Annotated in this window: 22 protein-coding genes; 5 read left to right on the top strand and 17 right to left on the bottom strand. The window is 70.1% G+C overall.

The annotated features are described in order from the left end of the window. Positions 1 to 6 precede the first annotated feature (6 nt). From EHO50_RS04825 to EHO50_RS04795, 7 genes are read right to left on the bottom strand one after another with little or no spacing between them, the layout of a single operon-like run. Positions 7 to 1035, bottom strand: coding sequence for a 2-hydroxyacid dehydrogenase (locus EHO50_RS04825; protein WP_128428518.1), 1029 nt, complete (start codon positions 1033 to 1035; stop codon positions 7 to 9). Then, positions 1032 to 2111, bottom strand: a complete 1080-nt coding sequence (locus tag EHO50_RS04820; RefSeq protein WP_128428517.1) for an ABC transporter ATP-binding protein — start codon at positions 2109 to 2111, stop codon at positions 1032 to 1034. Before EHO50_RS04820 ends, EHO50_RS04825 begins: the two co-directional genes overlap by 4 nt. Further along, entirely contained in the window at positions 2089 to 2943 is an 855-nt protein-coding gene (locus EHO50_RS04815; RefSeq protein WP_128428516.1) for a DeoR/GlpR family DNA-binding transcription regulator, read from the bottom strand. The genes EHO50_RS04820 and EHO50_RS04815 overlap by 23 nt, the downstream gene beginning before the upstream one ends. Continuing rightward, on the bottom strand, positions 2940 to 4034 hold the full coding sequence (locus tag EHO50_RS04810) for an ABC transporter ATP-binding protein (protein ID WP_128428515.1): 1095 nt from the start codon (positions 4032 to 4034) through the stop codon (positions 2940 to 2942). Before EHO50_RS04810 ends, EHO50_RS04815 begins: the two co-directional genes overlap by 4 nt. Further along, a complete protein-coding gene (locus EHO50_RS04805) occupies positions 4031 to 4861 on the bottom strand; it encodes a carbohydrate ABC transporter permease (protein WP_128428514.1) in 831 nt (276 codons plus the stop codon). The genes EHO50_RS04810 and EHO50_RS04805 overlap by 4 nt, the downstream gene beginning before the upstream one ends. Next, positions 4858 to 5745, bottom strand: a complete 888-nt coding sequence (locus EHO50_RS04800) for a carbohydrate ABC transporter permease (protein ID WP_128428513.1) — start codon at positions 5743 to 5745, stop codon at positions 4858 to 4860. The genes EHO50_RS04805 and EHO50_RS04800 overlap by 4 nt, the downstream gene beginning before the upstream one ends. Positions 5746 to 5749: 4 nt before the next feature. Further along, the gene (locus tag EHO50_RS04795; RefSeq protein ID WP_128428512.1) at positions 5750 to 7171 is read right to left on the bottom strand and encodes an ABC transporter substrate-binding protein; all 1422 of its coding nucleotides are present in this window, start codon (positions 7169 to 7171) and stop codon (positions 5750 to 5752) included. Positions 7172 to 7356: 185 nt separating this feature from the next. Here EHO50_RS04795 and EHO50_RS04790 point away from each other — a divergent pair, with 185 nt between their 5' ends. The 3 genes from EHO50_RS04790 (at position 7357) to EHO50_RS04780 (ending at position 10454) form a co-directional block, all read left to right on the top strand. After that, entirely contained in the window at positions 7357 to 8817 is a 1461-nt protein-coding gene (locus tag EHO50_RS04790) for an FGGY-family carbohydrate kinase (RefSeq protein WP_128428511.1), read from the top strand. Positions 8818 to 9032: 215 nt separating this feature from the next. After that, a complete protein-coding gene (locus EHO50_RS04785) occupies positions 9033 to 9662 on the top strand; it encodes a histidine phosphatase family protein (protein ID WP_128428510.1) in 630 nt (209 codons plus the stop codon). Between the two features lie 12 nt (positions 9663 to 9674). Continuing rightward, positions 9675 to 10454 carry an SAM-dependent methyltransferase gene (locus EHO50_RS04780; RefSeq protein WP_128428509.1) on the top strand — a complete coding sequence of 260 codons (780 nt, stop codon included), beginning with the start codon at positions 9675 to 9677 and terminating at the stop codon, positions 10452 to 10454. A 131-nt stretch (positions 10455 to 10585) separates the two neighbouring features. Here the strand turns inward: EHO50_RS04780 and EHO50_RS04775 are convergent, their stop codons facing one another. The 8 genes from EHO50_RS04775 to EHO50_RS04735 all read right to left on the bottom strand — a co-directional run bounded on the left by EHO50_RS04775 (position 10586) and on the right by EHO50_RS04735 (position 19414). Further along, positions 10586 to 11227: a superoxide dismutase gene (locus tag EHO50_RS04775; protein WP_128428508.1), complete on the bottom strand. Its 642-nt coding sequence runs from the start codon at positions 11225 to 11227 to the stop codon at positions 10586 to 10588. A gap of 108 nt (positions 11228 to 11335) precedes the next feature. Then, positions 11336 to 12730, bottom strand: a complete 1395-nt coding sequence (locus EHO50_RS04770; RefSeq protein WP_128428507.1) for an amino acid permease — start codon at positions 12728 to 12730, stop codon at positions 11336 to 11338. A gap of 120 nt (positions 12731 to 12850) precedes the next feature. Further along, on the bottom strand, positions 12851 to 13747 hold the full coding sequence (locus EHO50_RS04765) for a TauD/TfdA dioxygenase family protein (protein ID WP_128428506.1): 897 nt from the start codon (positions 13745 to 13747) through the stop codon (positions 12851 to 12853). 12 nt (positions 13748 to 13759) lie between these two features. Next, positions 13760 to 15100: an LLM class flavin-dependent oxidoreductase gene (locus EHO50_RS04760; protein ID WP_128428505.1), complete on the bottom strand. Its 1341-nt coding sequence runs from the start codon at positions 15098 to 15100 to the stop codon at positions 13760 to 13762. A gap of 221 nt (positions 15101 to 15321) precedes the next feature. Beyond that, the gene (locus EHO50_RS04750; RefSeq protein WP_128428504.1) at positions 15322 to 16038 is read right to left on the bottom strand and encodes an ABC transporter ATP-binding protein; all 717 of its coding nucleotides are present in this window, start codon (positions 16036 to 16038) and stop codon (positions 15322 to 15324) included. Further along, entirely contained in the window at positions 16014 to 16874 is an 861-nt protein-coding gene (locus EHO50_RS04745; protein ID WP_425472128.1) for an ABC transporter permease, read from the bottom strand. The genes EHO50_RS04750 and EHO50_RS04745 overlap by 25 nt, the downstream gene beginning before the upstream one ends. Beyond that, complete coding sequence (locus EHO50_RS04740) at positions 16871 to 17938, bottom strand: ABC transporter substrate-binding protein (protein ID WP_128428502.1); 1068 nt, start codon at positions 17936 to 17938, stop codon at positions 16871 to 16873. The genes EHO50_RS04745 and EHO50_RS04740 overlap by 4 nt, the downstream gene beginning before the upstream one ends. 237 nt (positions 17939 to 18175) lie before the next feature. After that, positions 18176 to 19414, bottom strand: a complete 1239-nt coding sequence (locus tag EHO50_RS04735; protein ID WP_128428501.1) for an ROK family transcriptional regulator — start codon at positions 19412 to 19414, stop codon at positions 18176 to 18178. A gap of 428 nt (positions 19415 to 19842) precedes the next feature. Between EHO50_RS04735 and EHO50_RS04730 the strand changes: the two genes are divergently transcribed. After that, positions 19843 to 20424: a biotin transporter BioY gene (locus EHO50_RS04730; protein WP_128428500.1), complete on the top strand. Its 582-nt coding sequence runs from the start codon at positions 19843 to 19845 to the stop codon at positions 20422 to 20424. A gap of 135 nt (positions 20425 to 20559) precedes the next feature. Here EHO50_RS04730 and EHO50_RS04725 read toward each other — a convergent pair whose 3' ends face one another. Continuing rightward, the gene (locus tag EHO50_RS04725; RefSeq protein WP_128428499.1) at positions 20560 to 21285 is read right to left on the bottom strand and encodes a hypothetical protein; all 726 of its coding nucleotides are present in this window, start codon (positions 21283 to 21285) and stop codon (positions 20560 to 20562) included. 276 nt (positions 21286 to 21561) lie between these two features. Between EHO50_RS04725 and EHO50_RS04720 the strand changes: the two genes are divergently transcribed. Next, complete coding sequence (locus EHO50_RS04720) at positions 21562 to 23739, top strand: serine/threonine-protein kinase (RefSeq protein WP_246101016.1); 2178 nt, start codon at positions 21562 to 21564, stop codon at positions 23737 to 23739. Between the two features lie 142 nt (positions 23740 to 23881). Here EHO50_RS04720 and EHO50_RS04715 read toward each other — a convergent pair whose 3' ends face one another. After that, positions 23882 to 25348 carry an amino acid permease gene (locus EHO50_RS04715; protein ID WP_128428497.1) on the bottom strand — a complete coding sequence of 489 codons (1467 nt, stop codon included), beginning with the start codon at positions 25346 to 25348 and terminating at the stop codon, positions 23882 to 23884. Positions 25349 to 25368 lie beyond the last annotated feature (20 nt).

Below are 25368 nucleotides of genomic sequence, written 5' to 3'. Positions count from 1 at the left end.
CGGCTCTCAGGTCAGGCAGTGCGCGAGTGGCTTTCCACGCGCCCAGCGGCCCACCTCCGCCGCCGCGATCGCCGCCGCCTTCTCCGCCACCGCGCGGGACGCTCCGCCCAGGTGTGGGGTAAGGACCACGCGGTCGGCGAGGGCGTGCAGCCGTGAGTGCGGGGGCAGGGGTTCCTGTACGTAGGTGTCCAGGGCCGCGGCCGACAAGTGCCCGCTCTCCAGCGCGTCGCACAGCGCCTCCTCGTCCAGCAGCGGCCCCCGTGCCGCGTTCACGACCACCGAGCCCTGGGGCAGCAGGGCGAGTTCGCGGGCGCCGATCAGGTCGCGGGTCTCGGTGGTGAGGCGGGCGTGCAGGGTGATGACGCGGGAGCGGCGCAGGAGGTCGTCGAGGGAGGTGATCCGCAGGCCGTGGATCTCGCCGTGGACGTACGGGTCGTACACCATGACCCGCGCACCGAACGCGCACAGCACGCGTGCGACCCTGCTGCCCACCGCCCCGTAGCCGACGAGTCCGACCGGCAGGTCCTCCAGCTCCAGGCCGCTGTGCTCGTACGTGTAGTACGTCGCCCCCTCCCAACTGCCCTGCCGGGCCAGGAGGTCATGGGCCTGCGGGATCCGGCGCAGGGCCGCCAGCATCAGGCCGACGGTGAACTCGGCGGTGGCGGCGGCGTTGCGGCCGGGGGCGTAACAGACGCGGACGTCGTGTCGCTTGGCCGCGTCCAGGTTGACGTTGACCGGGCCGCCCCGGCACACGACCACCAGCCGCAGGTCCGGGCAGGCGTCGAGGACGCGTTCGGTCACCGGGCCCATCTGGGTGACCAGCACCTGCGCACCCGCCAGCGCGTCGATCAGCTCGTCCTCGGCGTCACTCGCCTCCGTCACCTCGGCCACCGGGCCGAAGGGATCAAGGGGCCAGCCGAGAGTCAATTCGTCCACGTCGCAGGTGAGTTGGTGACCGAGCGCCTCGGTGATGAGCGACGGCAGGATGAAGTGATCGCCTGCGGCCACCACGCGCACGCTGTTCCCGTTGGTCATCGAAGGGAGTCTCCTGTCTCGGCGTCGAAGACATGGGTGAGGTGAGGGTCGGCGGTGACGTGGACGCGGTCGTCGTGGGCGAGGCGTACCTCGGGGGCGGTGAGGACGACGAGGGGGCGTTCGACGCCGTCGAGGGCGAGGGTCGCGATGCCCGATTCGAGGAGGGGCTCGTGGGCCACGACGCGGGCCGGAAGGCCGTCGGCGCCGGTGAGTGCCAGGTCCTCCGGGCGGATCCCGACGATCACCTTCCGGCCTGCCGTCACCGGTACCGGCAGGGCGATCCGCAGGGTGTCGGAGAGGCGGGCGTGGGCGTCGGTGTCCGCGATGCCGGGCAGGAGGTTGATCGCGGGCTCGCCGACGAAGTCCGCGACGAACACGTTGGCCGGGCTGTCGTAGATCTCGTAGGGGGTGCCGAGCTGTTGGATGACGCCGTCCTTCATCACGGCGATCCGGTCGGCGAGGGAGAGGGCCTCCTCCTGGTCGTGGGTGACCAGGATGGTGGTGTGGCCCAGGTCGCGTTGGATGCGTTTGAGTTCGCGGCGGGTCGTGTCGCGCTGGGCCGCGTCGAGGTGGGACAGGGGTTCGTCCAGGAGCAGCACGTCCGGTTCGCGGATCAGGGCGCGAGCCAGGGACACGCGCTGCTTCTGGCCGCTGGAGAGGCCGGCGGGGCGGGCGTCGAGAAGGGGGGTGAGGTCGACTCGTTCGGCGATCTCCTTGACCTTGCGGTCGACGTCGCCCCGGTCGGCTCGTCTGCGGGCCTTCAGGCCGAAGGCCAGGTTCTCCGCCACCGTCAGGGGTGGGTAGAGGGCGTAGTTCTCGAAGGCGACGCCGATGTTGCGTTGCTGCGCCGGGCGGGCGGTCACCGACGAACCGCCGACCAGGATGTCCCCGCCGGTCACCGTCTCCAGGCCGGCGATCATCCGCAGGGTGGTCGACTTTCCGCAGCCCGACGGGCCGAGGAGGCCGAGCAGCTCGCCGGAGCGCAGGGTCAGGTCGATGCCGCGTACGGCCTCCACCGACGGTCGGCCCCGCGCCGAATAGGTCTTGCGCAGATCACGTAGCTCCAGCTCGGTCATCGCTGCCCTTCGTCACGGTCGGTGCCCCAGGACCTGTCCGGGCGCAGACTTCGTAGGTGACCTTGTGCTCGTCCAGGTCCCGCAGCGCCTGAGCCGACGCCCCGTCGTCCACGAGGAGCAGGTCGAAGCGGGAGAGCGGGACCACCCGGTGCAGGGCGACCCTGGCGAGCTTGGTGTGGTCGATCAGCAGGACGTTGCGGGCGGCCGCGTCGAGCATGGCCCGCTTCACCGACACGATGTGCTGCTCCTGGTGGTAGGCGTAACCCCCGCGCACGGCCGACGTCGACGCGAAGCAGACGTCCACGCGCAGCTGCTCTATCGCCTCGACGCAGGACACGCCGAGGAACGACGAGTGCAGCGGGTCGTAGTCGCCGCCGAGGGCCATCAGGTGGATGCCGCGCTGGTCGGAGAGGAGATTGATCGCCTCCAGGAAGTTGGTGACGACCGTGAGGGGGGTTGTCTCGCCGAGGCGCAGTCTGCGGGCTATCTCCAGGGTGGAGGTGGAGTCGTCCAGCATGATCGCCATGCCGGGCTCGATCAGCTTCAGCGCGCGGTCGGCGACGGCGGCCTTCTCGGCGCGCATGGTCTTCAGGCGGTACTGCACGTTCGACTCGAAGACACCGGACGGCTGGGCCGTCACTCCGCCCCTGAACTTCCTTACGATGCCCTGCCGTTCCAGCTCGTCGAGGTCGCGGTGGATCGTCATCAGGCTCACCCCGAAGTGCTCGGCCAGCTCGGCGGCCGTCGCGGAGCCGTCGGCGAGGACCCGCTCGGCCATGGCGGCCTGACGGGCGGCGGGACCCTGTTGCGGGGTGCTGTTGCTGGTGCTCATCGTGTCTCGATCCGTCGTCCTGGGCGCTCCGGCCGGTCGGCCTCGAACAGCAGCAGGTTCTCAGGCCGGACCGACAGCCGGACCGGATCGTCGGGCCGCAGCCCCGTCGTGTCGGAGCGCGGGGCGACCAGCGACACCTGTTGCTCGCCCAGCCGGACGGTGACCTCGACGGACCGCCCGAGCACCTCGGTGACATAGACGGTGCCGGTGAGCTCGTGCCCGGGGCCGTGCAGGGTGATGTCGCGGGGGCGCAGCCCGATCAGTACGTCGGTGCCGGGAGCCGCCTGCGCACCGACCGGCAGCTCGATCGTCCCGTCCGCCGAACGGAACCCCCCGTCCTGCGTCACCACTCCCGGCAGCAGATTGATCCGCGGCCGTCCGAAGGCCCGCGCGACCTCCGTGTCGGAGGGCCGGTACCAGATCTCCTCCCGCGTGCCCGTCTGCACGAGCCGCCCGTCCCGGATGACCCCGATCCGGTCGCCGAGCGCCAGCGCCTCGACGGAGTCGTGGGTGACGTACAGGGTGGTCGTGCGCTGCACGGCCCCGATCGCCTTCAGCTCGGCCCGCATCTGCTGGCGCAGCTTGGCGTCGAGGTGGGAGAGGGGCTCGTCGAGGAGGAAGGCGCGGGCGGGGCGGACCAGGACCCGGCCGAGGGCGACGCGCTGCCGCTGGCCGTTGGAGAGCCGGCCGACCGGGCGGTCCAACAGGGCGGAGATGCCGAGGAGTTCGGCGATCTCACCGATCCGCTCCCGGGCCTGCGCGGCGGGGAGGCGGTGGCGCGGGGAGCGGAGCGGCGAGGCGAGGTTGTCGTAGGCCGACTTGTGCGGGTAGAGGGCGTAGCTCTCGAAGCACATCGCGACGCCACGGTCGTAGGGCTCGACGCCCCGCATGTCCTTGCCGTCGAGTTCGACCGTGCCGGCATCGGGCTGTTCGAGGCCGGCGACCGTTTTGAGGGTGGTTGTCTTGCCCGCGCCGGACGGGCCGAGCAGACAGAAGAACTCGCCCTCCGCCACGTCCAGTTCCAGTCCGTCGAGGGCCGTGTTCTTCCCGTACGTCTTGCGGATCCCGCGCAGCGCGATGGCCGTGCTCATGACTTCACCGCCCCGAACGACAGCCCCCGCACCAGATACCGCTGGATCGTCAGCGCGAGCAGCAGCGGCGGTACGACGGAGACCAGCGCGGCCGCGGCCGTGAGGTTGTACTTGGGCCGGTCGCCGCCTAGGAAGGACAGGGCGCCGACGGTCACGGTCTGGGCCTCGTTGGAGGTGAGGATGAGGGGGAAGACGAAGTTGTTCCAGGCGAAGATGAAGGCGAGCAGCGACACGGCCGCGATACCGGGCTTGACCAGTGGGATCGCCACTTTGAAGAACGCCTGCTTGCGGCTGTAGCCGTCCAGCAGCGCCGCCTGCTCCAGCTCGGGTGTGAGGTCGGCGAAGTACGACCGCATGATCCACACGATCAGCGGCAGTGTGACCAGCTGGAGCACCCACACCATGCCGACGTACGTGTCGAACAGCCCGAGCTTCTGGTACAGCACGAACAGCGGGATGATCACGGTCAGTTCGGGCGCGAACCGGAACGACAGCAGCGTGAACATCAGGTTCTCGGAGCCCTTGAACCGCCAGCGCGCCGAGGCGTACGCCGCCGGAAGGCCGACGAGGAGCGACAGGGCCACCGCGCCCAGCGACACGACCAGGCTGTTGACGAAGAACCGGACGAACGGGATGCCCTCGCTGTCGCCGAGGACCGTGCGGTAGCCGTCGAGCGTGGGCGAGAAGGAGAAGTAGGTGGAGAAGAGCTGGTTCGTGGGCTTCAGCGACAGGATCACCATCCAGGCGATCGGGAACAGCGCGAAGACGAAGTAGAGGATGAGGGCGGCGTCCGCGAGCCACCCCGACAGCCGTTTCCTGAGCGTCACTTGGCAGCCACCTCCGCCGCCTTCCGCTGGATCTTCCCCAGGTGCTTCACCAGCACCATCGCGGCGAGATACACCACGGCCCACAGCACGATCGTGTAGCTGATCCCGAAGGAGTACCGCTGGAAGCGGATCGCCTCCAGATACGCCCGGATCTGCAGGACGACGGTCGAGTCGCCCGGGCCGCCCTCCGTCAGGGCGTAGATGATGTCGAACACCTTCAGCGAGTCCATGAACCGGAAGATCACCGCGACGAGGACGTACGGCCACAGCATCGGCAGCGTCAGCCGCCGGAAGGTGTACCACCAGCCCGCCCCGTCGACGGCGGCCGCCTCGAAGGGGGAGGTGGGCAGCGAACGCAGGCCGGCGAGGGCGAGGATCGCCACGAACGGGGTGTAGACCCAGACGTCCACGGCGATGGACGACAGCAGTGCGCCGGTCGGGGTGTCCGTCCACTGGACTCCGCCCAGCCCGAAGGGTTTCAGCAGGTAGTTGATCACCCCGACGGACGGCTGGAGCATCAGCTTCCAGATGATCGCCGCGATGACGGGGGCGATCATCAGCGGCAGGATGAGGATCTTCTCCAGCACCCGCCCGACGATCGTCGACCGGTGCAGCAGCAGGGCCACGGCGACCCCGAGGACGGTCTCGACGGCAGCCGCCCCGACCGCGTACAGCACCGTCACCCATGCCGAGTTCCAGAAGGCCTCCTGCGTGAAGACGGTCTCGTAGTTCTCGAACCGCACCATGTCCGGCTGCGGTTTGCTCGCCGAGAAGTCGAACAGCGTGTAGTAGAGGCCGAGTCCGAAGGGGTAGAGGATCCCGCAGGTCAGCAGCAGGGCGGGGACGATCAGGACGTACGGGCGCAGGGTCAGCCGCCATCCCATCGCGCTAGCCCACCTTGTCGGCCAGGTCGCCCGCCAGCCCGTCGAGCACCGACTCCGCGCCCTGCCCACCGTAGATCTCCTGGAGGGCGGCGGCCCAGCTGGTGGTCGCGTCGAAGAACTGGGCCTGCGGGGTGAACTGGATCTTCGTCTGGTCGACGACGGTCTCGAAGGTCTCGATGAAGCCGGGGAGGTTCTTCATCTTGTTCTTGTAGGCGGCGTCATCGGCGATCGATTTCCGTACCGGGTCGATGTGGTTGTGCGTGATCGCGCTCTTGAGCAGGTGCTCCTTGCCGGTCGCCCACTGCAGGAACAGCCAACTGGCGCTCTTCTTCTTGCTCTTGGCGTTCATGCCGAGCGACCAGATCCACATGTTGGTGGCGAGTGACCCGTCCGGCCCCTTCGGACCGGGGTGGAAGGCGATCTTCCCGGAGGCGGGGCTCGCCCCCTCGACGGCCTGGAAGTAGGCCGCCGTGTCCGCGTCGAACAGCATCCCGGCCTTCTTCGCACCGAGGTCGCTGGAGCACTGGTACCAGGTGTACGACGTCCAGGACGGCGGCCCGCCCTGCTTGACCATGCCGGCCCAGTCCTCGGTGAAGGCGACGGCCTCCGGGGTGTTCATGGCGGGTGTGAGCTTCCCGCCCTGGACTGTGAAGTCGCGCAGGCCGTTGCGGGCGTACATGGTCATGAAGCCCGGGTGGATGGTGGCCCAGCTGCGCGACCCCCGTACGGCGATCCCGTACATGCCGTCGAAGCCCGCGCCCGGCGCCTTCCGCTTGATGGTCCCGGAGAGTTCGCGCAGCTCGTCGAAGGTCTCGGCGGGCTTGAGGCCGAGCTTGGTGAAGACGTCCGTGTTGTAGGCGACGACGTTCGTCTCCCAGCCCCACGGCAGCGCGTACTGCCCGCCCTGCCCGAGCGGCGCGCCCGCCTTCAGGGACCACTGGTCGGCCTGGAGGAGGTTCGGGAAGAAGTCGGCCTGGTCCCATTCGGCGCCGGTGGCCGAGGAGTTGCGCATCCAGGGGCCGAGGTCTTCGAGCCAGCCGGGTGGGCCGTACTGCCAGACCATGTACGCGCCCAGCATGAAGACGTCGTACGAGGCACGCCCGCTGGACAGGTCGACGGTGAGCTTGTCGAAGTAGTTGTCCTCGGGGAAGACGTCGTACTCGACCTTGATGCCGGTCTTCTCGGTGAAGGACTTCAGGTCGGCGATCAGCGCGTCCGTGTACGGGTGCTTGTTGAGCAGCGCTTTTACGGTCGTTCCCTTCTCCCGCTTCCAGTCGAAGGAGCCGGTGACGTCGTCCGCGGCCGAGCCGTCGCTCTTGTTGTCGTCACCGCCGAACCCGGCCCCGCAGGCCGCGAGCAGCGGGGTCGCGGCGGCCGCGGCGGTCAGGGCGAGGAAGCGGCGGCGATCGGGCACGTGCATGTCCATCCGTGACCTCCACGTGGGGTTCGGCCATCCGGGTGTGCTGGGTTAACACGGCGAGTCGACTCGTTAACCGAGGGTGGAACGGCGGAAGTTGGGCGTCAATCCCTCGCGCACGGGAAAATCTCAGTGCAGAGTGAGAAGTTCACGGATCGGGATGTGCGAACGGCCCGCAAGGGCAGGAGGTCCGGATGGCGGACGAGCAGGAGGCGTGGCTCGGGATCGACCTGGGGACCCAGAGTGTCCGGGCCCTGCTGGTCACCGGGGACGGCACCGTCCTCGGCGGCGGTTCGGCCCCGCTCGCCGGGCGGCGGGACGGGGCGCGGCACGAGCAGGATCCGGGGGAGTGGTGGGAGGGGCTGTGCGCGGCGTCCCGGGCCGCGCTGCGGGGGCACTCCCGGGTGCGGGTCGGCGCGCTCGCGGTGTGCGGGACGTCCGGGACCGTACTGCTGACGGACGGGGCGGGGCGGCCGATGAGCCCGGCGCTGATGTACGACGACCGGCGCGCGACGCAGGAGGCGGCACGGGCGCGGGCGACGGGGCTCGCGGTGCAGGACACCTGGGCGCTTCCGAAGGCGCTGTGGCTGACCGAGGCCTACGGTCAGGGCCGGATCACCCACCAGCCGGACCTGATCGTCTCCCTCCTCACCGGCGAACTCCCCCCGGCCGACTCCAGCCACGCCCTCAAGACCGGCTACGACCTGGAGCGCGACGCCTGGCCGACCGCGCTGCCTCAGCTGGGGCTCCCGGAGCGGGCGTTCCCCGACGTCGTACGCCCCGGCAGCCTCCTCGGTGAGGTCTCCCCGACGGCCGCGGAGGCCACCGGCATCCCCGCCGGCACCCCGGTCATCGCCGGGATGACCGACGGCTGCGCGGCCCAGATCGCCTCCGCCGCCCTGCGCCCCGGCTCCTGGAACTCGGTGCTCGGCACCACGCTGGTCCTCAAGGGCGCGTCCCCGACCCCGGTCCGGGACGCGACCGGCGTGGTCTACAACCACCGTGCGCCGGACGGGAGTTGGCTGCCCGGCGGCGCCTCCAGCGTGGGCGCCGGCGTGCTCACGGCGGCGTTCCCCGGCGCCGACCCGGCGGCCATGGACAAGCTGGCCGCCGCGTACGAGCCGTCCGGCGCGATCACCTACCCCCTGGTCTCCCCCGGCGAGCGCTTCCCCTTCCTCGCCCCGGACGCCTCCGCGCTCGCCCTGGGCGAACCGGAGTCCGACGGCGACCTGTGGGCCTCGCTCCTCCAGGGCGTCGCCTTCACGGAACGCCTGTGCCTGGACTACCTGCACCACCTGGGCGCCCCCCTCGACGGCCCCCTCACCTTCACGGGCGGCGCCGCCCGCAGCCCGTACTGGAACCAACTGCGCGCCGACATCCTGGGCCGCCCGGCCCGCGTACCGCAGCAGACGGAACCGGCCCTGGGGATGGCGGCGCTGGCGGCGTACGGGGCGGGCGCGGCGCCGGGTCTGCCGGAGGCCGCGGAGGCCATGGTCCGCACCGGCGTGACCGTCGAACCCCACCCCGACCGCACCGCACGCTTCGCGGAGCCGTACGCCCGCCTCATCGACGAGCTCACGACCCGGGGCTGGCTCCCTCCCCCGGTCGCGGCGCACGCACATGCACGCGTGGAGGTGGATACTGCTGGCTCGTGAGTACGCGGCTGCCGCGCCCCCCAGCCGTTCCCGCCGAGCTGCGGCTCCGCCGCCCGCCCAGCTGCGGGTCCCCCCGCCCAGCTGCGGGCATTCGTGCCGCCTGGGGCGGCACCCGTCCCGAAGAGAGGCGGCACCCCGCAAGCGCGGGCGAGCGCCCCAACCTCGCGCCCGCACCGACTCCGAGCACCGGCCAACGCCCCCAAGGACCACGCCCTATGACCACCGGCACGACCCTCCTCCTCACCCGTCACGGACAGACCATCTGGCACGCCGAGAACCGCTACGCCGGCGTGAGCGAGGTGCCCCTCACCGACACGGGCCGCGCCCAGGCCGAGGCCCTCGGCCGCTGGGCCGCCGCCCACCCGGTCGACGCGATCTGGACGTCGCCCCTGTCCCGTGCCGTCATCACCGCCGAACCCGCCTGCAAGGCCCTCGGTCTCACCCCGCACCGCGAACCCGGTCTGCGTGAATGCGACTTCGGGGTGCTGGAGGGCCGTACGCTCGCGGAGTTCGCGGCCGAGGACCCGGCGGCCGCGCAGGCCTTCCGCACCGACCCGGTGGCCCACCCGTTCCCGGCGGCGGAGGACCCTGCAGCCGCCGCCGACCGCGGGGCGGCCGCCCTGCGCCGCATCGCCGCCGCGCACCCGGGCGAACGCGTCCTGGTCGTGGCCCACAACACCCTGTTCCGTCTGGTGCTGTGCACCTTGCTGTCCATCCCGGCCGGGGAGTACCGCAGAGTGTTCCCGCGGTTGCGCAACGCGGCGATCAGCGAACTCCTCGTAAAATCCGACGGATCCGCCGCACTTCTCTCCCTCAATGTGCCCTGTGAGCCGGACGTCCCGTAGCACCATGTGCCCATGACGGAGATCGACACCTCGGTACCGCACTCGGCCCGCATCTGGAACTACTGGCTGGGCGGCAAGGACAACTACCCGGTGGACGAGGCGGCCGGCGACGCCTACACCGCCGTCTTCCCCGGCATCGTCACCATCGCCCGCAGCAGCCGCGCGTTCCTGGGCCGCAGCATCCGGTACCTGGTCACGGAGGCGGGCGTCCGCCAGTTCCTGGACGTCGGCACCGGGCTGCCCACCGTCGACAACACCCACGAGGTCGCCCAGCGCCTCGCCCCCGAGTCGAAGATCGTCTACGTTGACAACGACCCGTTGGTCCTGGCGCACGCCCGTGCCCTGCTCGCCTCGACCCCGCAGGGCGTGACGGCGTACGAGGACCTGAGCCTCTACGAGCCGGACAAGATCCTCGAGGCCGCGTCCCGGACCCTCGACCTGACCCGCCCCACGGCCCTGATCCTCAGCGGCATCCTCGGCCATGTCGCCGACCACGACCAGGCCCGCGACCTCGTCCGCCGCCTCCTGGCCGGCCTCCCCTCCGGCAGCTACCTCTCCCTCAACGAGGGCTCCCGAGGCACCGACCCGGCCTACGAACACGCCCAGGACACCTACAACGAGACCGGCGCCGTCCCGTACTTCCTCCGCCCGGTCGACCAGATCGCCGCCTTCTTCGACGGCCTGGACCTGGTGGACCCCGGCATCGTCTCCGTCCCGCTGTGGCACCCCGAGCCGGGCGACGAGAACGCCCGGCCGATCGGCCAGCACGGCGGACTGGGCCGCAAGCCCTGACGTCCGCCCCTCCGGCAACGGGAAGCCCCCGCGAGTCACGTCCTCGCGGGGGCTTCCTTCCTTCCGCCTGCCGTTCGTGAAGGGTGAGAAGACGATCACGAGGCAGGACGACTGTTACGGGCGGCTCGCCGTCACGGCGCCAGCAGCAGGACGTCCGTACGTGACTTGGCGGCCGCGTAACGCCTGGCCACGTCCTGCCAGTTGACGACGGCCCACATCGCCTCGATGAAGTCGACCTTCTGATTCCTGTACTGGAGGTAGAAGGCGTGCTCCCAGGCGTCGAACACGAGAATCGGCGTGGCGCCCTGCCCGACGTTGCCCTGGTGGTCGTAGACCTGCTCGACGATCAGCCGCCCGCTCAGCGGCTCGTACGCCAGCACACCCCAGCCCGAACCCTGCGTGGTCGCGGCCGCCTTGGACAGCTGCGCCTTGAAGCCCGCGAAGGACCCGAAGGACTCGGCGATGGCGTCCGCCAGCTCACCCACCCCATCGGCCGCGAGCGGCTCGCCGCCGCCGTCGCCGGTCATGTTCTGCCAGTAGATGCTGTGCAGGATGTGCCCCGACAGATGAAAGGCGAGGTTCTTCTCCAGGCCGTTGACCGCCCCCCACGACTCCTTGTCCCGCGCCTCGGCCAACTGCTCCAGCGTGTCGTTGGCGCCCTTCACATAGGCCGCGTGGTGCTTGTCGTGGTGCAGCTCGATGATCTCGGGGCTGATCACGGGCGCGAGCGCGGAGTAGTCGTAGGGCAGTTCCGGGAGTGTGTAGACGGGCATGACGGGTCCCCTCAGATCCTCTTATTGCAAGTGGCTTGCAACAACAAGCTAACAGCAAAAAGCCCCCGTGTGGATCACACGGGGGCTTTCACGCCGTAGGAGGGGGTGTCAGCTCTTGGCGCGTGCCCGCTGCCACGCGTACCCGACCGCCGCCAGGGCCACCGTCATCCCCCCGGTCGAGTACAGCTGCACCCGCGTGTCCGGCTCCCGGGCCATCAGTACGAAGATCGCCACCATCCCCGCCAGCGCGACCCAGGTCAGCACCGGGAACGCCCACATCCGTACGACCAGCTTCTCCGGCGTCTCGCGCTCCAGCCGGCTGCGCAGCCGCAGCTGGGAGACGGCGATGAAGATCCAGACGACGAGGATGACCGCGCCGATCATGTTCAGCAGCCACGGGAAGACGTCGTCCGGACGCCAGTAGCTCAGCACCACGCACACGAAGCCGAACACGCAGGAGGCGAGTACGGCGATCCGCGGGACGCCGCCCGACACGCGGCCCAGCGCCGCAGGTCCCTGTCCGCGCTGGACGAGGGAGTACGCGATGCGCGAGGAGCCGTAGATGTTGGCGTTCATGGCGCTCAGCAGGGCGACCAGGACCACGACGTTCATCAGCTGGCCGGCGCCGGGGATGCCGAGGTGGTCGAGGGCGGCGACGTACGGGCCCTTGTCGACGATCTCCTTGGAGTCCCAGGGGACGAGGGTGACGACGACCGCCATCGAGCCGATGTAGAAGAGGGCGATGCGCCACATGGCCGTGCGGACCGCGCTCGCGACGCCGCTGACCGGGTTCTCCGACTCGGCGGCGGCGATGGTGACCGTCTCCATGCCGCCGTACGCGAAGACCGAGGCGAGCAGGCCGATGATCAGGCCCTCGGTGCCGTTCGGGAGGAAGCCGCCCGCACCCGTGAGGTTCGCGGTGCCCGGGGCGTCCGTGCCCGGCAGGACGCCCGCGATCGCCAGCCCGCCCAGGACGAGGAACAGGCTGATCGCGCCGACCTTCAGCGCCGCGAACCAGAACTCGAACTCGCCGAAGTTCTTCACGGCGGCGAGGTTCGCGCCGCAGAAGACGACCATGAACAGGGCCACCCAGCCCCACTCGGGCGTCTGAGGCAGCCAGGTCGTGACGATCTTCGCGGCGCCGATGCCCTCCAGGCCCACGGCCGTGCAGAGCAGGACCCAGAACGACCACCCGGCCGTGAAGCCCGCCCACGGGCCGATCGCCCGCTCGGCGTGCGCCGAGAAGGAGCCGGAGGAGGGGTACGCGGCCGACATCTCGCCGAGCATCCGCATCACCAGCATCACGAGGAGGCCGGAGAGGACGTAGGCGATGACGATCGAGGGGCCGGCGGCGGCGATACCGGCGCCGGAGCCCACGAACAGGCCCGCGCCGATGACACCGCCGAGGGCGATCATCGACAGGTGGCGCTGCTTGAGGCCGTGGTTCAGTCCGGGGGAGACGTCCGCCGTCTGAGCGGGTGTCTCCGTGGTGCTGTTCTGCATGGGCGCGGCTCGTCCAATGCGTGAGAGGGCAAAAACGCCCACAGTCTGGGCAGCCTCTCCGCTCAGAAGGAGAGGCTGTCCACTATGCGGACACTCGCCGCACTGTGCGTGAAGCCACGCTCACGCGGCGACCGGCGTGTAGTGCGACGCGTCCCCCTCGATCGAGTAGCTCTCCTTGCCCTCGATGCCGACCGGCACGTCACCGGCGACGGTCACCCGGTGCAGACGGCGCGGCAGGCCGTCGTAGTTGTCGATGGCGTAGTGCTGGGTGATGCGGTTGTCGAAGACGACCAGCTGGTTCTCCGACCAGCGGTGGCGAAGGACGTTCTCCGGCCGGGTGACGTACGCCTGGAACAGGTCAAGGATCTTGCGGGACTCGCCCGGCGAGAGCCCCACGATCCGCTGCGCGAACCCACCGATGAACAGGCCGCGCTCACCGGTCAGCGGATGGACGCGGACGACCGGGTGGACCGTGCGGTACTTGATCGACGTGAACTGGGCGCGCTGGGCGGCCTGCTGGTCGTCGACCTCCTCGTCCGGCACGGCGTAGTCGTAGTCGTTGGTGTGCTCCGCCCACAGCGTGTCGGCCAGCTGCCGCAGCGGCTCGGGCAGCTGACGGTAGGCGGCCGCCGAGCTGGCGATCAGGGTCTCACCGCCGTACGGCGGGATGGTGATGCTGCGCAGGGTGGTGGCCTGCGGCGGGTTGAGGACGAAGGTGACGTCGGTGTGCCAGTGGTTGGCGGCGCGGCCGCGCTCGCTGTCGACGGGCAGGACGTTCGGGACACCGGCGACGGAGGAGACCGTCGGGTGGGCGGTGGTGACGTCGCCGAAGTGGCGGACGAAGGCCTGCTGGCTCTCGTCGTCGAGGTTCACGTCGTCGAAGACGAGCGCCTTGTGGACGTTGAGGGCCTCGCGCAGCGCGGCGACCGTCTCCTCACCGAGGGGCTGGGAGATGTCGACGCCAAGGACACGGGCGCCGATGTGTGCGGTGACCTTGTGGATCTCGATGCCGGACATGGGTGGGTCCTTTCAGACGAGGGCGGTTTCCCGGACGGTGTACTGGTTGGCGGGGCGGGGGAGGCCGTAGCGCTCCCGGAGGGTCTGGCGGGGGCCGTACTCGGTGCGGAGCAGGCCGCGGGCGCGCAGGATCGGGACGACGTGGTCGACGAAGGCGTCGAGGCCGGAGGGGAGGACCGGGGGCATGATGTTGAAGCCGTCGGCGGCGCCCTGCGTGAACCACGTCTCGATGGCGTCGGCGACCTGCTCGGGCGTACCGGCGAAGGTGAGGTGACCACGGCCCCCGCCGAGCCGCCCGATGAGCTGCCGCACGGTGAGCCGCTCACGCCGGGCCAGTTCGACGACGAGTGTGTAGCGGCTCTTGGCGCCCTCGATGGCGTCCTCGGGCGGTAGATCGACGGGCAGCCTGCCGTCCAACTCCAGGGTCCCGGGGTCGAGTTGCAGCAGGCTCTCCAAGCGGCCGACACCGTGCCGGTACACGATGTGGTCCTCCAGAACCCGCTCGGCCGCCCGCGCCTCGGCCTCCGTCGAGCCGATCACCGGGACGATGCCGGGCAGCACCTTGATGTGCTCGGGGTCCCGGCCGGCGGCGGCCGTACGTGCCTTGAGGTCGGCGTAGAAGGCCCGCGCGTCCTCGATGGTCTGCTGTGCGGTGAACACCGCCTCCGCGTACCGGGCGGCGAAGGCCTTTCCGTCCTCGCTGGACCCCGCCTGCACGAGCAGCGGATAACCCTGCGGTGAGCGGGGGACGTTGAGGGCACCCTCGACCCTGAAGTACGTCCCTGCGTGCCGGGGCGGATGGATCTTGGCGTCGTCGCCCCATACGCCGGCCGCCTTGTCGGCGACGATCGCGTCGTCCTCCCAGCTGTCCCAGAGCTTCCGGGCGACGTCCAGGAACTCGGCGGCACGGGCGTACCGCTCGGCGTGGGCGGGTTCGGCGTCCAGACCGAAGTTCCGGGCGGCCTCGGCACCGGCGGTGGTGACGATGTTCCAGCCCGCCCGGCCGCCGCTGATGATGTCGAGGGAGGCGAACTTGCGGGCCAGGTTGTAGGGGGAGTTGTAGGAAGTGGAGGCGGTGGCGATGAGCCCGATGTGCTCGGTGGCCGTCGCCAGGGCGGTCAGCAGCGTGAGCGGCTCCAGGGCGCCGGCGGGTCGCTGGGCGAGGTTGCTCCACAGCTGGGGGCCGTCGGCGAGGAAGAGGGAGTCGAAGGTGCCGCGTTCGGCGATGCGGGCCAGATTGACGTAGTGCGCCAGGTCCACGTGGGCGTGCGGGTCGCTCTCGGGGAGCCGCCAGGAGGCCTCGTGGTGGCCGGTGCTCATGAGGAAGGCGTTGAGGTGGAGCTGTCTGGTCATGGGTGTCCCTTGGCTTGGGCAGGTGGGGGGACGTTTTTGGACAGGTGGGGCGGGGTGGGGGGGGGACTGACGAGCGCCGGTCCAGGTATTTCAGCCCGTCCGGCGTTTGAGGACGAGGCCCGTTCAGGGCCGAAGCGGGGGTCCGGGGGCGGCAGCCCCCGGGGACGGGACGGGTAGGGGCGGCGGGGGCGAAAAACACCCGAGCTCGCGACAGCCGCCGGTCACCGGACGTCTTCGGTCACGCCCAGCGCCGCAAGCAGCCGCAACCGGTACTCACCGCGCGCCCGCGCATCACGGTCGATGGTCAGATCGAGCCCGATACGCCCCTGCTCCAGCACGAGCACCCGGTCAGCCAGCACGATCGCCTCGTCCACGTCATGGGTGACCAGCAGCACCGAGGGCCGATGCCGCTCCCACAGCTCCCGCAGCAGCGCGTGCATCTTGATGCGGGTCAGGGCGTCCAGCGCCCCGAACGGCTCGTCGGCGAGAAGCAGTTCGGGCTCCCGGACGAGCGAGCGAGCCAGCGCCGCCCGCTGTGCCTCACCACCCGACAGCTCGCTCGGCCAGGCCCGCTCGCGGCCTTTCAGCCCCACCTCTTCGAGGGCCTCGCGCCCCTTCCGCTCCGCGTCCTTGCCATCGAGACCGAGGAGTACGTTGTCCAGCACCCGCCGCCAAGGCAGCAGCCGCGAGTCCTGGAAGACCACGGACACCCGGCCCGGCGCGGTGAGCTGCCCGCTCCCGGCCACCTCGTGGTCGAGGCCCGCGACGGCCCGCAGCAGGGTGCTCTTGCCGGAGCCGCTGTGCCCGAGCAGCGCGGTGAACTGACCGGCCGGCAGATCGAGGTCGATGCCGTCGAGGACCGTACGTCCGCCGAAGGAGCGGGTCAGTCCGCGGAGCTGGACGGCGGGGCGGGTCAGCTGCTCAGTGTGCGGCGCCACGACAGCACCCTCCGTTCGACGATGCGGACCGTGCTGTCGGAGACGAGGCCGAAGATGCCGTAGACGACGAGGCCGACGAGGATGACGTCCGTCTGGCCGTAGTTCTGCGCCTGGAACATCATGTAGCCGAGTCCGCTGGTGGCGTTGATCTGCTCCAGGACCACCAGGCCCAGCCAGGACCCGGTCACCCCGAGCCGGAGCCCCACGAAGAATCCGGGCAGGGCACCGGGGACGACGATCTGACGGATGAACTGCAGCCGGTTCAGCCCCTGCACCTCGGCGAGTTCGACGAAGCGGCTGTCGATGCCGGACAGTGCGGCGTGCGTGTTGAGGTAGATCGGGATGTAGACGACGATCGCGATGATGGCGATCTTGAAGGTCTCGCCGATGCCCAGCCAGAGGATGAACAGGGGGATCAGACCGAGGGTCGGGATCGCCCGGTTGAGGTTCACCGTCCCGTCGATCAGTGCCTCCCCGGTCCGGCTGAGCCCGGAGGCCAGCGCGAGGGTGACCCCGGCGGCGAGGCCGAGGACGAACCCGGTCCCGGCGCGTTGCAGCGAGGTCAGGATGTCGTCGGGCAGGGTCCCGGCGGTCCACAGGTGGGCGCCGGTGTCCAGCACCGTCCAGGGCGCGGGGATCGCGCCGGGGTCCAGTGCCCCGGCGGCGGACGCGGCGGCCCACAGGACGATGAGGAGGGCGGGGCCCACCAGGCGGGCGGCGGGGACGCGTTTGCCGGGGGAGAGGGAGCGGCGCCGGCGGACGCGGCGGTCCGGCCGCGGATCCGGCTTTGCGAGGGGCGGTGCTGTGCTCACGGTCGTGGTGGTCATGGCCGTCACCTCCGGTACTGCGCGGGTACGGACTTCGCGGCGATGCCCTCGAAGCGGTGGTCGAAGAGAGAGCCGACGTCGAACTTCTTCACGAAGCCGCCCTCCGCGAGCAGATCCGCGGTCTCCTGCTCCCACTTGATCGCCTCGTCCCAACTCGGCGGGAACAGCGGCTTGTTGGCGAGCTCGGAGATGGACTTCGCCTGCGCGAGGGTCAGGTTCTGGGTCTTGACGTAGAACTCCTCGTTCCAGATGTCGGGGTTCTCGTACGTCCACACCTGGCCCTTGGCCCAGTACGGGATGTACGCGGCGACCGCGGCCGCCTTCGCGGGGTCGTTCAGCACGGAGACCGGCGCCCACAGCAGGTTGAGCAGGTCGACGACGTCGGTGGTGATGGTGCGGGCGCCCTTGGCCTCGTACTGCGCCAGATACGCGGGCGCCTGGGTGTTGCCGAGCGGCGCGATGTCCACCTGGCCGGACTGCAGGGCGGTGAGGAACTGGTTGCTGGTCAGCGGGACCAGCTCCACCTCGTCGTACTTCAGACCGGCCTTCTTCAGCGCCCGCAGCAGCACCACGCCCTGTGCCTGGCCCTGCGAGAAGGCGAGCCGCCTGCCCTTGAAGTCCTCGACCGAGCGGATGTCGCTGCCGGGCTTGGTGGCGAAGAGGTAGTTGGGCCTGCGGGTGATGTTGATGGCGACGATCTTCGCGTCGAAGCCCTGGTAGTACGCCTGGATCGGCGGGATGCCCGCGTTGTTGGCGAGGTCCAGTGACCCCGAGCGGAAGGCGTTGATGACATCGGGCCCGGCGCCGATGTTAAGCCAGCCGCCGACCTTGAAGGGCGGATCGCCCAACTTGGCCAGTCTGAACTGGAGTTGCTGGGTGCCCTGATACGAGGCGATCTTCAGGCTGGTTCCGGCGGGAACCTTGGCGGCGAGCGGGGCGGTGGAGGCACCCTCGGCCGCGTCGGCGGCGCTGCTCTCGGCGCAGCCGGTGAGGCCGGCGGCAGCGGCGGTGACGCCGAGCAGCGAGGTCAGGAACAGACGGCGATCGATGCCCGGGGCAGGCAGAGACGGCATGGCAGGACTCCGTAGGCCAAAGTGATGGGAATGCCGAAGTGATGGAGATGCGTGCGGAATTCCGGGCAGGAAAAGCCAGGGCGGGGGAAATTCACGCAGAACGAAATGAGCGCTTCACACGCGGCAACGTGTCAGCAACACGCGTCAGCAACAAAGAGTGCGACAGCTCACGAACAGGCTCATGACCAGCATGTTCCTGGCCATCGATGGCCCCTGTCAACATTCCGAGTTTCTGAATTAAATAGCCTCAGGTGACGCGGCCAGCGGATCCCGGTAGAGCACGTCGAGCGCCACCGAACCACCGGCCACGGCGAGCACGGAATGCGGGAAACTCGTCGGCACGACGGCCGCCGCGCGATCGTCCCCGACCCCCGCGCGCAACGCGGCGAGGCAGTCCTCCCGGTGCACGACCCCCATCTCGGTCACCACGACCGTCTCCGGGTTGAGCACGTCCAGCAGCAGCCGCGCCGCCCGCCCGACGGCACCCGCCCGCTCCACCAGCAGCCGTACGGCCTCTCGGTCGCCGGTAGCCGCGGCCGCAACCACATGCAGGGGGTTCACCCCCTCGATGACGCCCGCGTCCCGCGCCCGCCGGCACAGCGTCCGCTCGCTGAGCTCGACCTGGAGGCAGCCGACCCGCCCGCAGTCGCAGGTCTCCGTACCGCCCGGCACCGGCAGATGGGCGATGGATCCGGCCTGGGAGCGGGGGCCGTGGTGCACCTCGTCGTTGGTCGCGAACGCCGCGTCGACCACGTTGCCGACGAACAGATGCAGCACGCTCCGGCTGCCGCGCGCCCGCCCGAACAGCCGCTCCGCGTTCACCAACGCCCGCGCGTGCCCGTCCACATGGACCGGCAGCCCGGTGTGTGCGCCGAGCACATCCCGCACCGGCACCTCGCTCCAGCCCAGCAGTGGGTGCTCGACTACGGTCCCGGAGTCCCGGTCCACCCAGCCGCCCGCGGCGAACCCGACGCCGAGCGGCCGACTGCCCGGCACCTCGTCCAGCAGAGCGGCCAGCCCCTCGGCGGCCCGGGCCAGGACACCGTACGGACCGTACGGATCCGTGGCCCCCGAGTGCTTCAACTCCCGCTCGGCGACGACCCGTCCGCGCAGATCGAGCAGTGCCACCGTGGTGTAGGGCACCGCCACATGTACGCCGCCCACCACGAACCGCGAATCGTCCAGGTCGACAGGCACATGTGGCCGCCCCACACCTCCGGACTGCCGGGGTGCGGCGGCCTCGCGGATGAGCCCGAGTTGGGTGAAGCGGGCGCAGTAGTCGGTCACCGAGGCCGGCGACAGCCCGGTCAGCCGGGCGATGGTGCTGCGCGCGACCGGCCCGTGCTCAAGGACGGACCGCAGGATGACGCTGGCGCTGGTCCGGCGCCGGTCGCGGTCGGCGACACGGGGGATCGGAGACGAAGGAGATGAGGGAGATGAGGGGGACGAAAGGGTGGGTGCCGCGGTACGGGGCATGGGGAACTTCCTCGGGAGCCGGTCCGACACTGCGCCGTCTGAAGCGGGCGAGTCGTACCGGAGCGCGACTCACCGCCGGTGGCGACAGGCGGCCGCGCCCACACGTCGCAGGTCGACATGGCGACGCGACGAGAAGTTCCGGGACTGGGCGACCATGGCTCGAAGGGTAGGGCAGAAAAGGTGAATCCGACCAGACCACTAGGATTCGTTTGGTGAGATCCAACAGTCCGGCCGACAGCCCGTGAAGTGAGCGAAACGTCCCTGCCTCCGTGACCGGTGTCACGCCGTACCCGGTGTAACCGGCACGCTTTGTGCAGAGCCCACCAAGCCGTCGCTCCACCCTTTGTCGAGCGCCGACGGAGAGTGGCGTGTGCTCCCCGGGTTAGCGTCACGGAGTCCCAACCTGCCCACTCACCCGCGGAGTCCCCATGAGCACCGCTGCCGTCGCCCCCGCCCGCACTGGAGAGGTCCTCGCCGACCTGCTCCCGGCCTCCCGCGTCCGGGATGCAGCCCTCGTCCTCGGTGGCGCCGCACTCACCGGCCTCGCGGCCCAGATCTCCGTGCCCGTGCCGGGCTCCCCGGTGCCGGTGACCGGCCAGACCCTCGCGGTGCTGCTGGTCGGCACGGCCCTCGGCGCCGGCCGCGGCTTCCTCTCCCTCGCGCTCTACGCGCTGGCGGGCATCGCGGGCGTGCCGTGGTTCGCCGACGGCACCTCCGGCGCCGCGGCCCCGTCCTTCGGCTACATCCTCGGCATGATCCTGGCGTCCACCGTCGTCGGCGCCCTGGCCCGCCGCGGCGCCGACCGCACCGCGCTGCGCACGGCGGGCGCGATGCTGCTGGGCGAGGCGATCATCTACGCCATCGGCGTGCCCTACCTGGCTCTGGCCCGCGACATGTCGGCGTCCACCGCGATCGCGCTCGGCCTCACCCCGTTCCTGATCGGCGACGCCCTGAAGGCGGCCCTGGCGATGGGCGCGCTGCCCACCGCCTGGAAGCTGCTCAACCGCTGACGCAGTAGTTCCTGTGCCGCAGTTCCTGAATTCCTGCGCTGTAGTTCCCGCGCTGTAGTTCCTGCGCCGTAGTTCCTGCACAAGAGGCTCGCCGGGTCGCGCTGCGACGTCAGCCCGGCGAGCCTCTTTTGCGTGTCAGCCCTCCTGCGATCGCCGCGGCCGGCGCTGCGACCACCACAGACCGGCCGCTCCCGCCGCGATCAGCGTCGTGCCGGCCGCGCCCAACGGCAGGACGTCACGGCCGAGTCCGGTCTTGGGCAGTTCGTCGGCGCCCGGTGCGACCGGCTTGTTGTCGGTGCCGAGGAGCAGCGGGGTGGCCGGGGCGTCGGGCGACGGGTTCGTCGTACCGAACGGCACCGGGCCCTGCTGCCAGTACGTCTTCTTGCCGTCACTGGTCTGGACGGGAAGGCAGATCTTCCCGGCCTTGCTCAGGTCGTACGTCGCGTCGACGGCGTACGACTTCGACTCACCGGCCGGGAGATTGTCGATGGCGCAGTTGAAACCGCTGTTCGAGCCTTCGGGAAGACCGCTCTTCTCGATCGCTGAACAGCCCTCGACATTCTTGACCGTCAGGCCGTCGAATCCGACGACCAAAAGCCTGATCTTTCCGCTGTCCTCGGTCCCTTCGTTCTTCACCGTGGCGGTGATGTCGGTCTCTTGCGAACTGTTGTCCACCGAGATTTTTTCGGGCAGCAGAGTGGTTAGCTTGACCCCTGCCGGTGCCTCGTCGATGACCTTTCCCCCCTTGTTGCTTCCGGGGCCCTGGTCGTCCGCGCTGGCAGTGAAGGAAAGGATCATCACTGCCGAGAATGATGTCGCGACCAGCGATCCCGCGATGGCCGTCGTGCGACGAGAACTCATGTTCGTCCCCCTTGCCTGCGCCTGAATTCGCAGTACTTGAAGAGCTACCACAAGATTTCTCCGCACTATGCTGTTACCGCATGAAGTGTGACCATTGTGTTTCAGTCGGGGATGTCTGAGGCGCGGCAGAGGGGGTGCAGCGGATTGCCGGGTAATGCGGGTGACGCGGGATATGCGGGAAACGCGGGAAGCGCGGGAAATACGAGGAGCGGTGGGCTTCCCGGTTTACTGGTGACGGGGCGCTATCGCCTGGTCGAGAGTATCGGCCAGGGGGGAATGGGGCGCGTGTGGCGAGCGGTCGACGAAATACTCGATCGCCTGGTCGCCGTGAAGGAGATGCGCATCGACGGCCTCGACCCGGAGGACACACGCACGCGCCGTGAACGCACCCTGCGCGAGGCGAGGGCGACGGCGCGGATCGACCACCCCAATGTCGTACGGGTCTACGACGTGGTCGACGAAGGCGAACGCCTGTGGATCGTCATGGAGTTGGTGGCCGGCCGCTCCCTGGAACGCATCATGGCCGAGGAGGGCCCACTGGGCCCGTGCGAGGCGGCCCGGATCGGCCTGGGCCTGGTGGCGGCACTGCGCCAGGTCCACGCCCGAGGTGTGCTCCACCGGGACATCAAGCCAGGCAACGTCCTGGTGGAGTCGGAAGTGGTGAGCGGGCGGGGCCGGGTGGTCCTGACCGACTTCGGCATCGCGGCGATCCAGGACGCGAAGGCCCTCACCATGGTCGGCATGCTGGTCGGCTCCCCCGACTACATGGCCCCCGAACGGATCTCCGGCCGCCCCCAGGGCCCCCCGTCCGACATCTGGTCCCTGGGCGCCACCTTGAGCGCGGCCCTCGCCGGCCGCTCCCCGTTCTCCCGGGACACGACCCTCGCAACCCTGCACGCGGTCCTGTACGAGGAGCCCGAACTCCCCCCGACAGCAGGCCCGTTGCGGGCCATCCTCGCCGCCCTGCTGGAGAAGGACCCGTCGATCCGCCCCGGCCTGGACGACCTGGAGACGGCACTGCAGCCGGTGGCGTTCCCGGTGCCTACGCCGACGATGCCGGTGGTCGGGGGAGGGGTGCCCTGGGAGGAGGTCGGAGAGCGGGGCGGTGGGGGCGGTGAGTCCACACCGGTGACGGGTGAGCTGGGGGAGGCGGGGAGTGCGGCTGGCCCTGGGCGCTTGGGTGCGGGGTCTGCGGTGCCTGCGGTGCCTGCGGGGAGTGTGACTGGTTCGGCGTCCGAGTCCGAGTCCGAGTCCGAGCCCGAGCCCGCCCGTGACCCTGCGCCTGAACCCGCTCCATCACCTCCCCATGGGCCTGAGCCGATGCTGCCGCCCACCCCCGCCTTTCTGGAGGCCTCCCGCGTCCCGGCCCGACCAGATCCCCGGCAGCCGGACGACATACGCGACGCGATACCGCCACAGCCTCCAGCTCCGACCGAGGACGTACAAAGCGAGGAAGTACAAAGCGAGGACGTACGAACCGAGGACGTACGAAACACCACCCCTGGCACCCGGCGAGACACCGCGCCCACTCCCACTCCCACTCCCGCGCCCGAGATCCACCGCACCCCGGCCGGCGAGCCCCACCGACCCCCCAACTCCTCCACCGAACTCGCCTCCGAGCCCCGTTCGGAGCCGCGCTCGGCAACCCCGACCAGCAACTCCCGCGGCGCCGTACCCCGCCGCGCCGGCGTCTCCCTGGCGCGCTCGGAAGCGGTGACCGAGCGGCGGCCGGCCCCGGCCCCCGGACCAGGCCCCGTGCCCGCCGGTTCCCACTCTCACAGCGCCATGCCGCCCGGCGAGCTCCCCGGCCCCGCGGTGCCGGCCGAACCCCGGCGCGGGCGGCGCCGTAGCCCGATCGTCGCCGCCGTCGGAATCGTCGCAGCGGGCGCTGTCGTGGCGGTCGTCCTGGCGACCAACTCCGGTTCGCCGAAGGACAGTCAGGCCGGATCCTCACCATCACCACCATCCACGGCCGCGTCTTCCCCGGGCGGCACCCCGTCCTCCACGGTCGAGGGCACATCGAGACCGCAGAGCCTGCCGCCCGGAGCGCGCCGGGAGGCGGGCGGGTTCGCGTGGGTGCCGCCCGAGGGCTGGCGGCGGGACGTCAAGACGGGTTCGGAGGTGCACTACACCTCACCGGACGCCAAACAGGAACTCGCCGCCAAGTCGTCCCTGGCCCGCGACGACTTGATGGACTCCTGGACCAAGTCGGAGGAGAACGCCCAGCAGGGCCAGTACCGCAAGATCCGCCTGGAGCGGACGACGTTCCGCGGGCACCCGGCGGTCGTCTGGGAGTACACCTTCACCCTCCAGGGCGACCCCTGGCACGCCCAGCTGCTGGGCTTCACCGTGGACGGCAAGTCGTACCAGATCAACACGTGGTACCAGCCGGACATCGAGGCACAGGCTCTCAGCACCTACGAGAAGGTGAGGGACAGCTTCACAGTGCTGTGACAGCACATGGGCGCCGAACTCGGGCCGGAACATGGGTCGGGCCCTGAGGGGCGTAAGCACGCACCTCAGGGCCCACCAGACCAGGACGGCCAGGAACGACTATGGCGATCAGTCCACGAGACTCTCAGCCACGGAGCCGTATTCAGCCAGTCTTGACCTCGTCGCGCGCCGTATCCGAGGCAGCCGCCCCGGCACCCGCCGCGCGCCCGAAGCCGACCTTCTCCTTCACGAAGGCGATGACCAGCACGACCGCCGCCACCAGCAGCGACAGCAGCACGGTCGTGCGCCCGTCGTGCTCGGTGTCGGTCAGCATGTAGCCGAGCACGAACACGATCAGCGCGGCCGTCGCCCAGGTCAGATACGGGTACAGCCACATCTTCACGACCAGCTTCTCCGGCGCCTCGGCCTGGATGATCTTCCGCATGCGCAGCTGCGAGAAGCAGATCACCAGCCAGACGAACAGCGCGACCGCACCGGAGGAGTTGACCAGGAAGAGGAAGACGGAGTCCGGGAACTTGTAGTTGAAGAACACCGCCACGAAGCCGAACACGACGGACACGAGGATCGCGGTGCGCGGCACGCCGTTGCCGGTCGTGCGGGCGAAGGCCTTCGGCGCGTCCCCGCGCTGGCCGAGCGAGAAGGCCATGCGGGAGGCGGTGTAGAGGCCGGAGTTGAGACAGGACAGCACCGAGGTCAGCACGATGAAGTTCATGATCTGACCGGCGTGCGCGATGCCGAGCGAGTCCAGCGCGGCGACGTAACTGCCCTTGTCGGCGATGGCCTTGCTGTCCCAGGGCAGCAGGGCCACCACGACGAAGATCGAGCCGAGGTAGAAGACGGCGACCCGCCAGATGATGCTGTTGGTGGCCTTGGTGACGGCACGCTGCGGGTTCTCGGACTCACCGGCGGCGAGGGTGGCGATCTCACTGCCCATGAAGGAGAAGACGACGAGCAGCACACCGGTGAGGATGGCGCCGGCGCCGTGGGGCAGGAAGCCGCCGTGGTCGGTCAGATTCGCCAGCCCGGCCTGGTCGCTGTCGACGCCCGGCAGCAGCCCGAACACGGCCAGTCCGCCGACGACGATGAACGCGGCGATCGCGACGACCTTGATGCCCGCGAACCAGAACTCGAACTCGCCGTACGACCCGACGGAGACGAGGTTGGTGGCGGTCAGCACCACCATCACTATCAGCGCCCAGCCCCACTGCGGGACGGACGGGATCCAGCCCTCGAGGATCTCCGCACCGGCGGTCGCCTCGACCGCCAGCACGACCACCCAGAAGAACCAGTACAGCCAGCCGATGGAGAAACCGGCCCAGGGCCCGAGCGCCCGGTCGGCGTGGGCGGAGAACGACCCGGACGTCGGGTTGGCGGCGGACATCTCACCGAGCATCCGCATCACCAGCACCACGAGCGTGCCGACGAGGGCGTAGGACAGGAGAATGCCGGGGCCGGCGGTGGCGATACCGGAGCTGGACCCAACGAACAGTCCGGCGCCGATGACGCCACCGATGGCGATCATGGACAGATGGCGGTTCTTGAGTCCGGCCTGTAGGCCGTGGCCGCCGGCGGCCGGTCCGGCCGTCTTCTGAGTCGGCTGCGAAGTCATGGAACGGATTTCCTTTGAGC

It is taken from the genome of Streptomyces cyaneus (assembly GCF_004028635.1).
In the GTDB taxonomy this organism is placed as follows: Bacteria; Actinomycetota; Actinomycetes; order Streptomycetales; family Streptomycetaceae; genus Streptomyces; species Streptomyces cyaneus.
The sequence above is the reverse complement of the archived record's forward strand: the minus strand, read 5'-3'. Positions and strand labels throughout refer to the sequence as shown.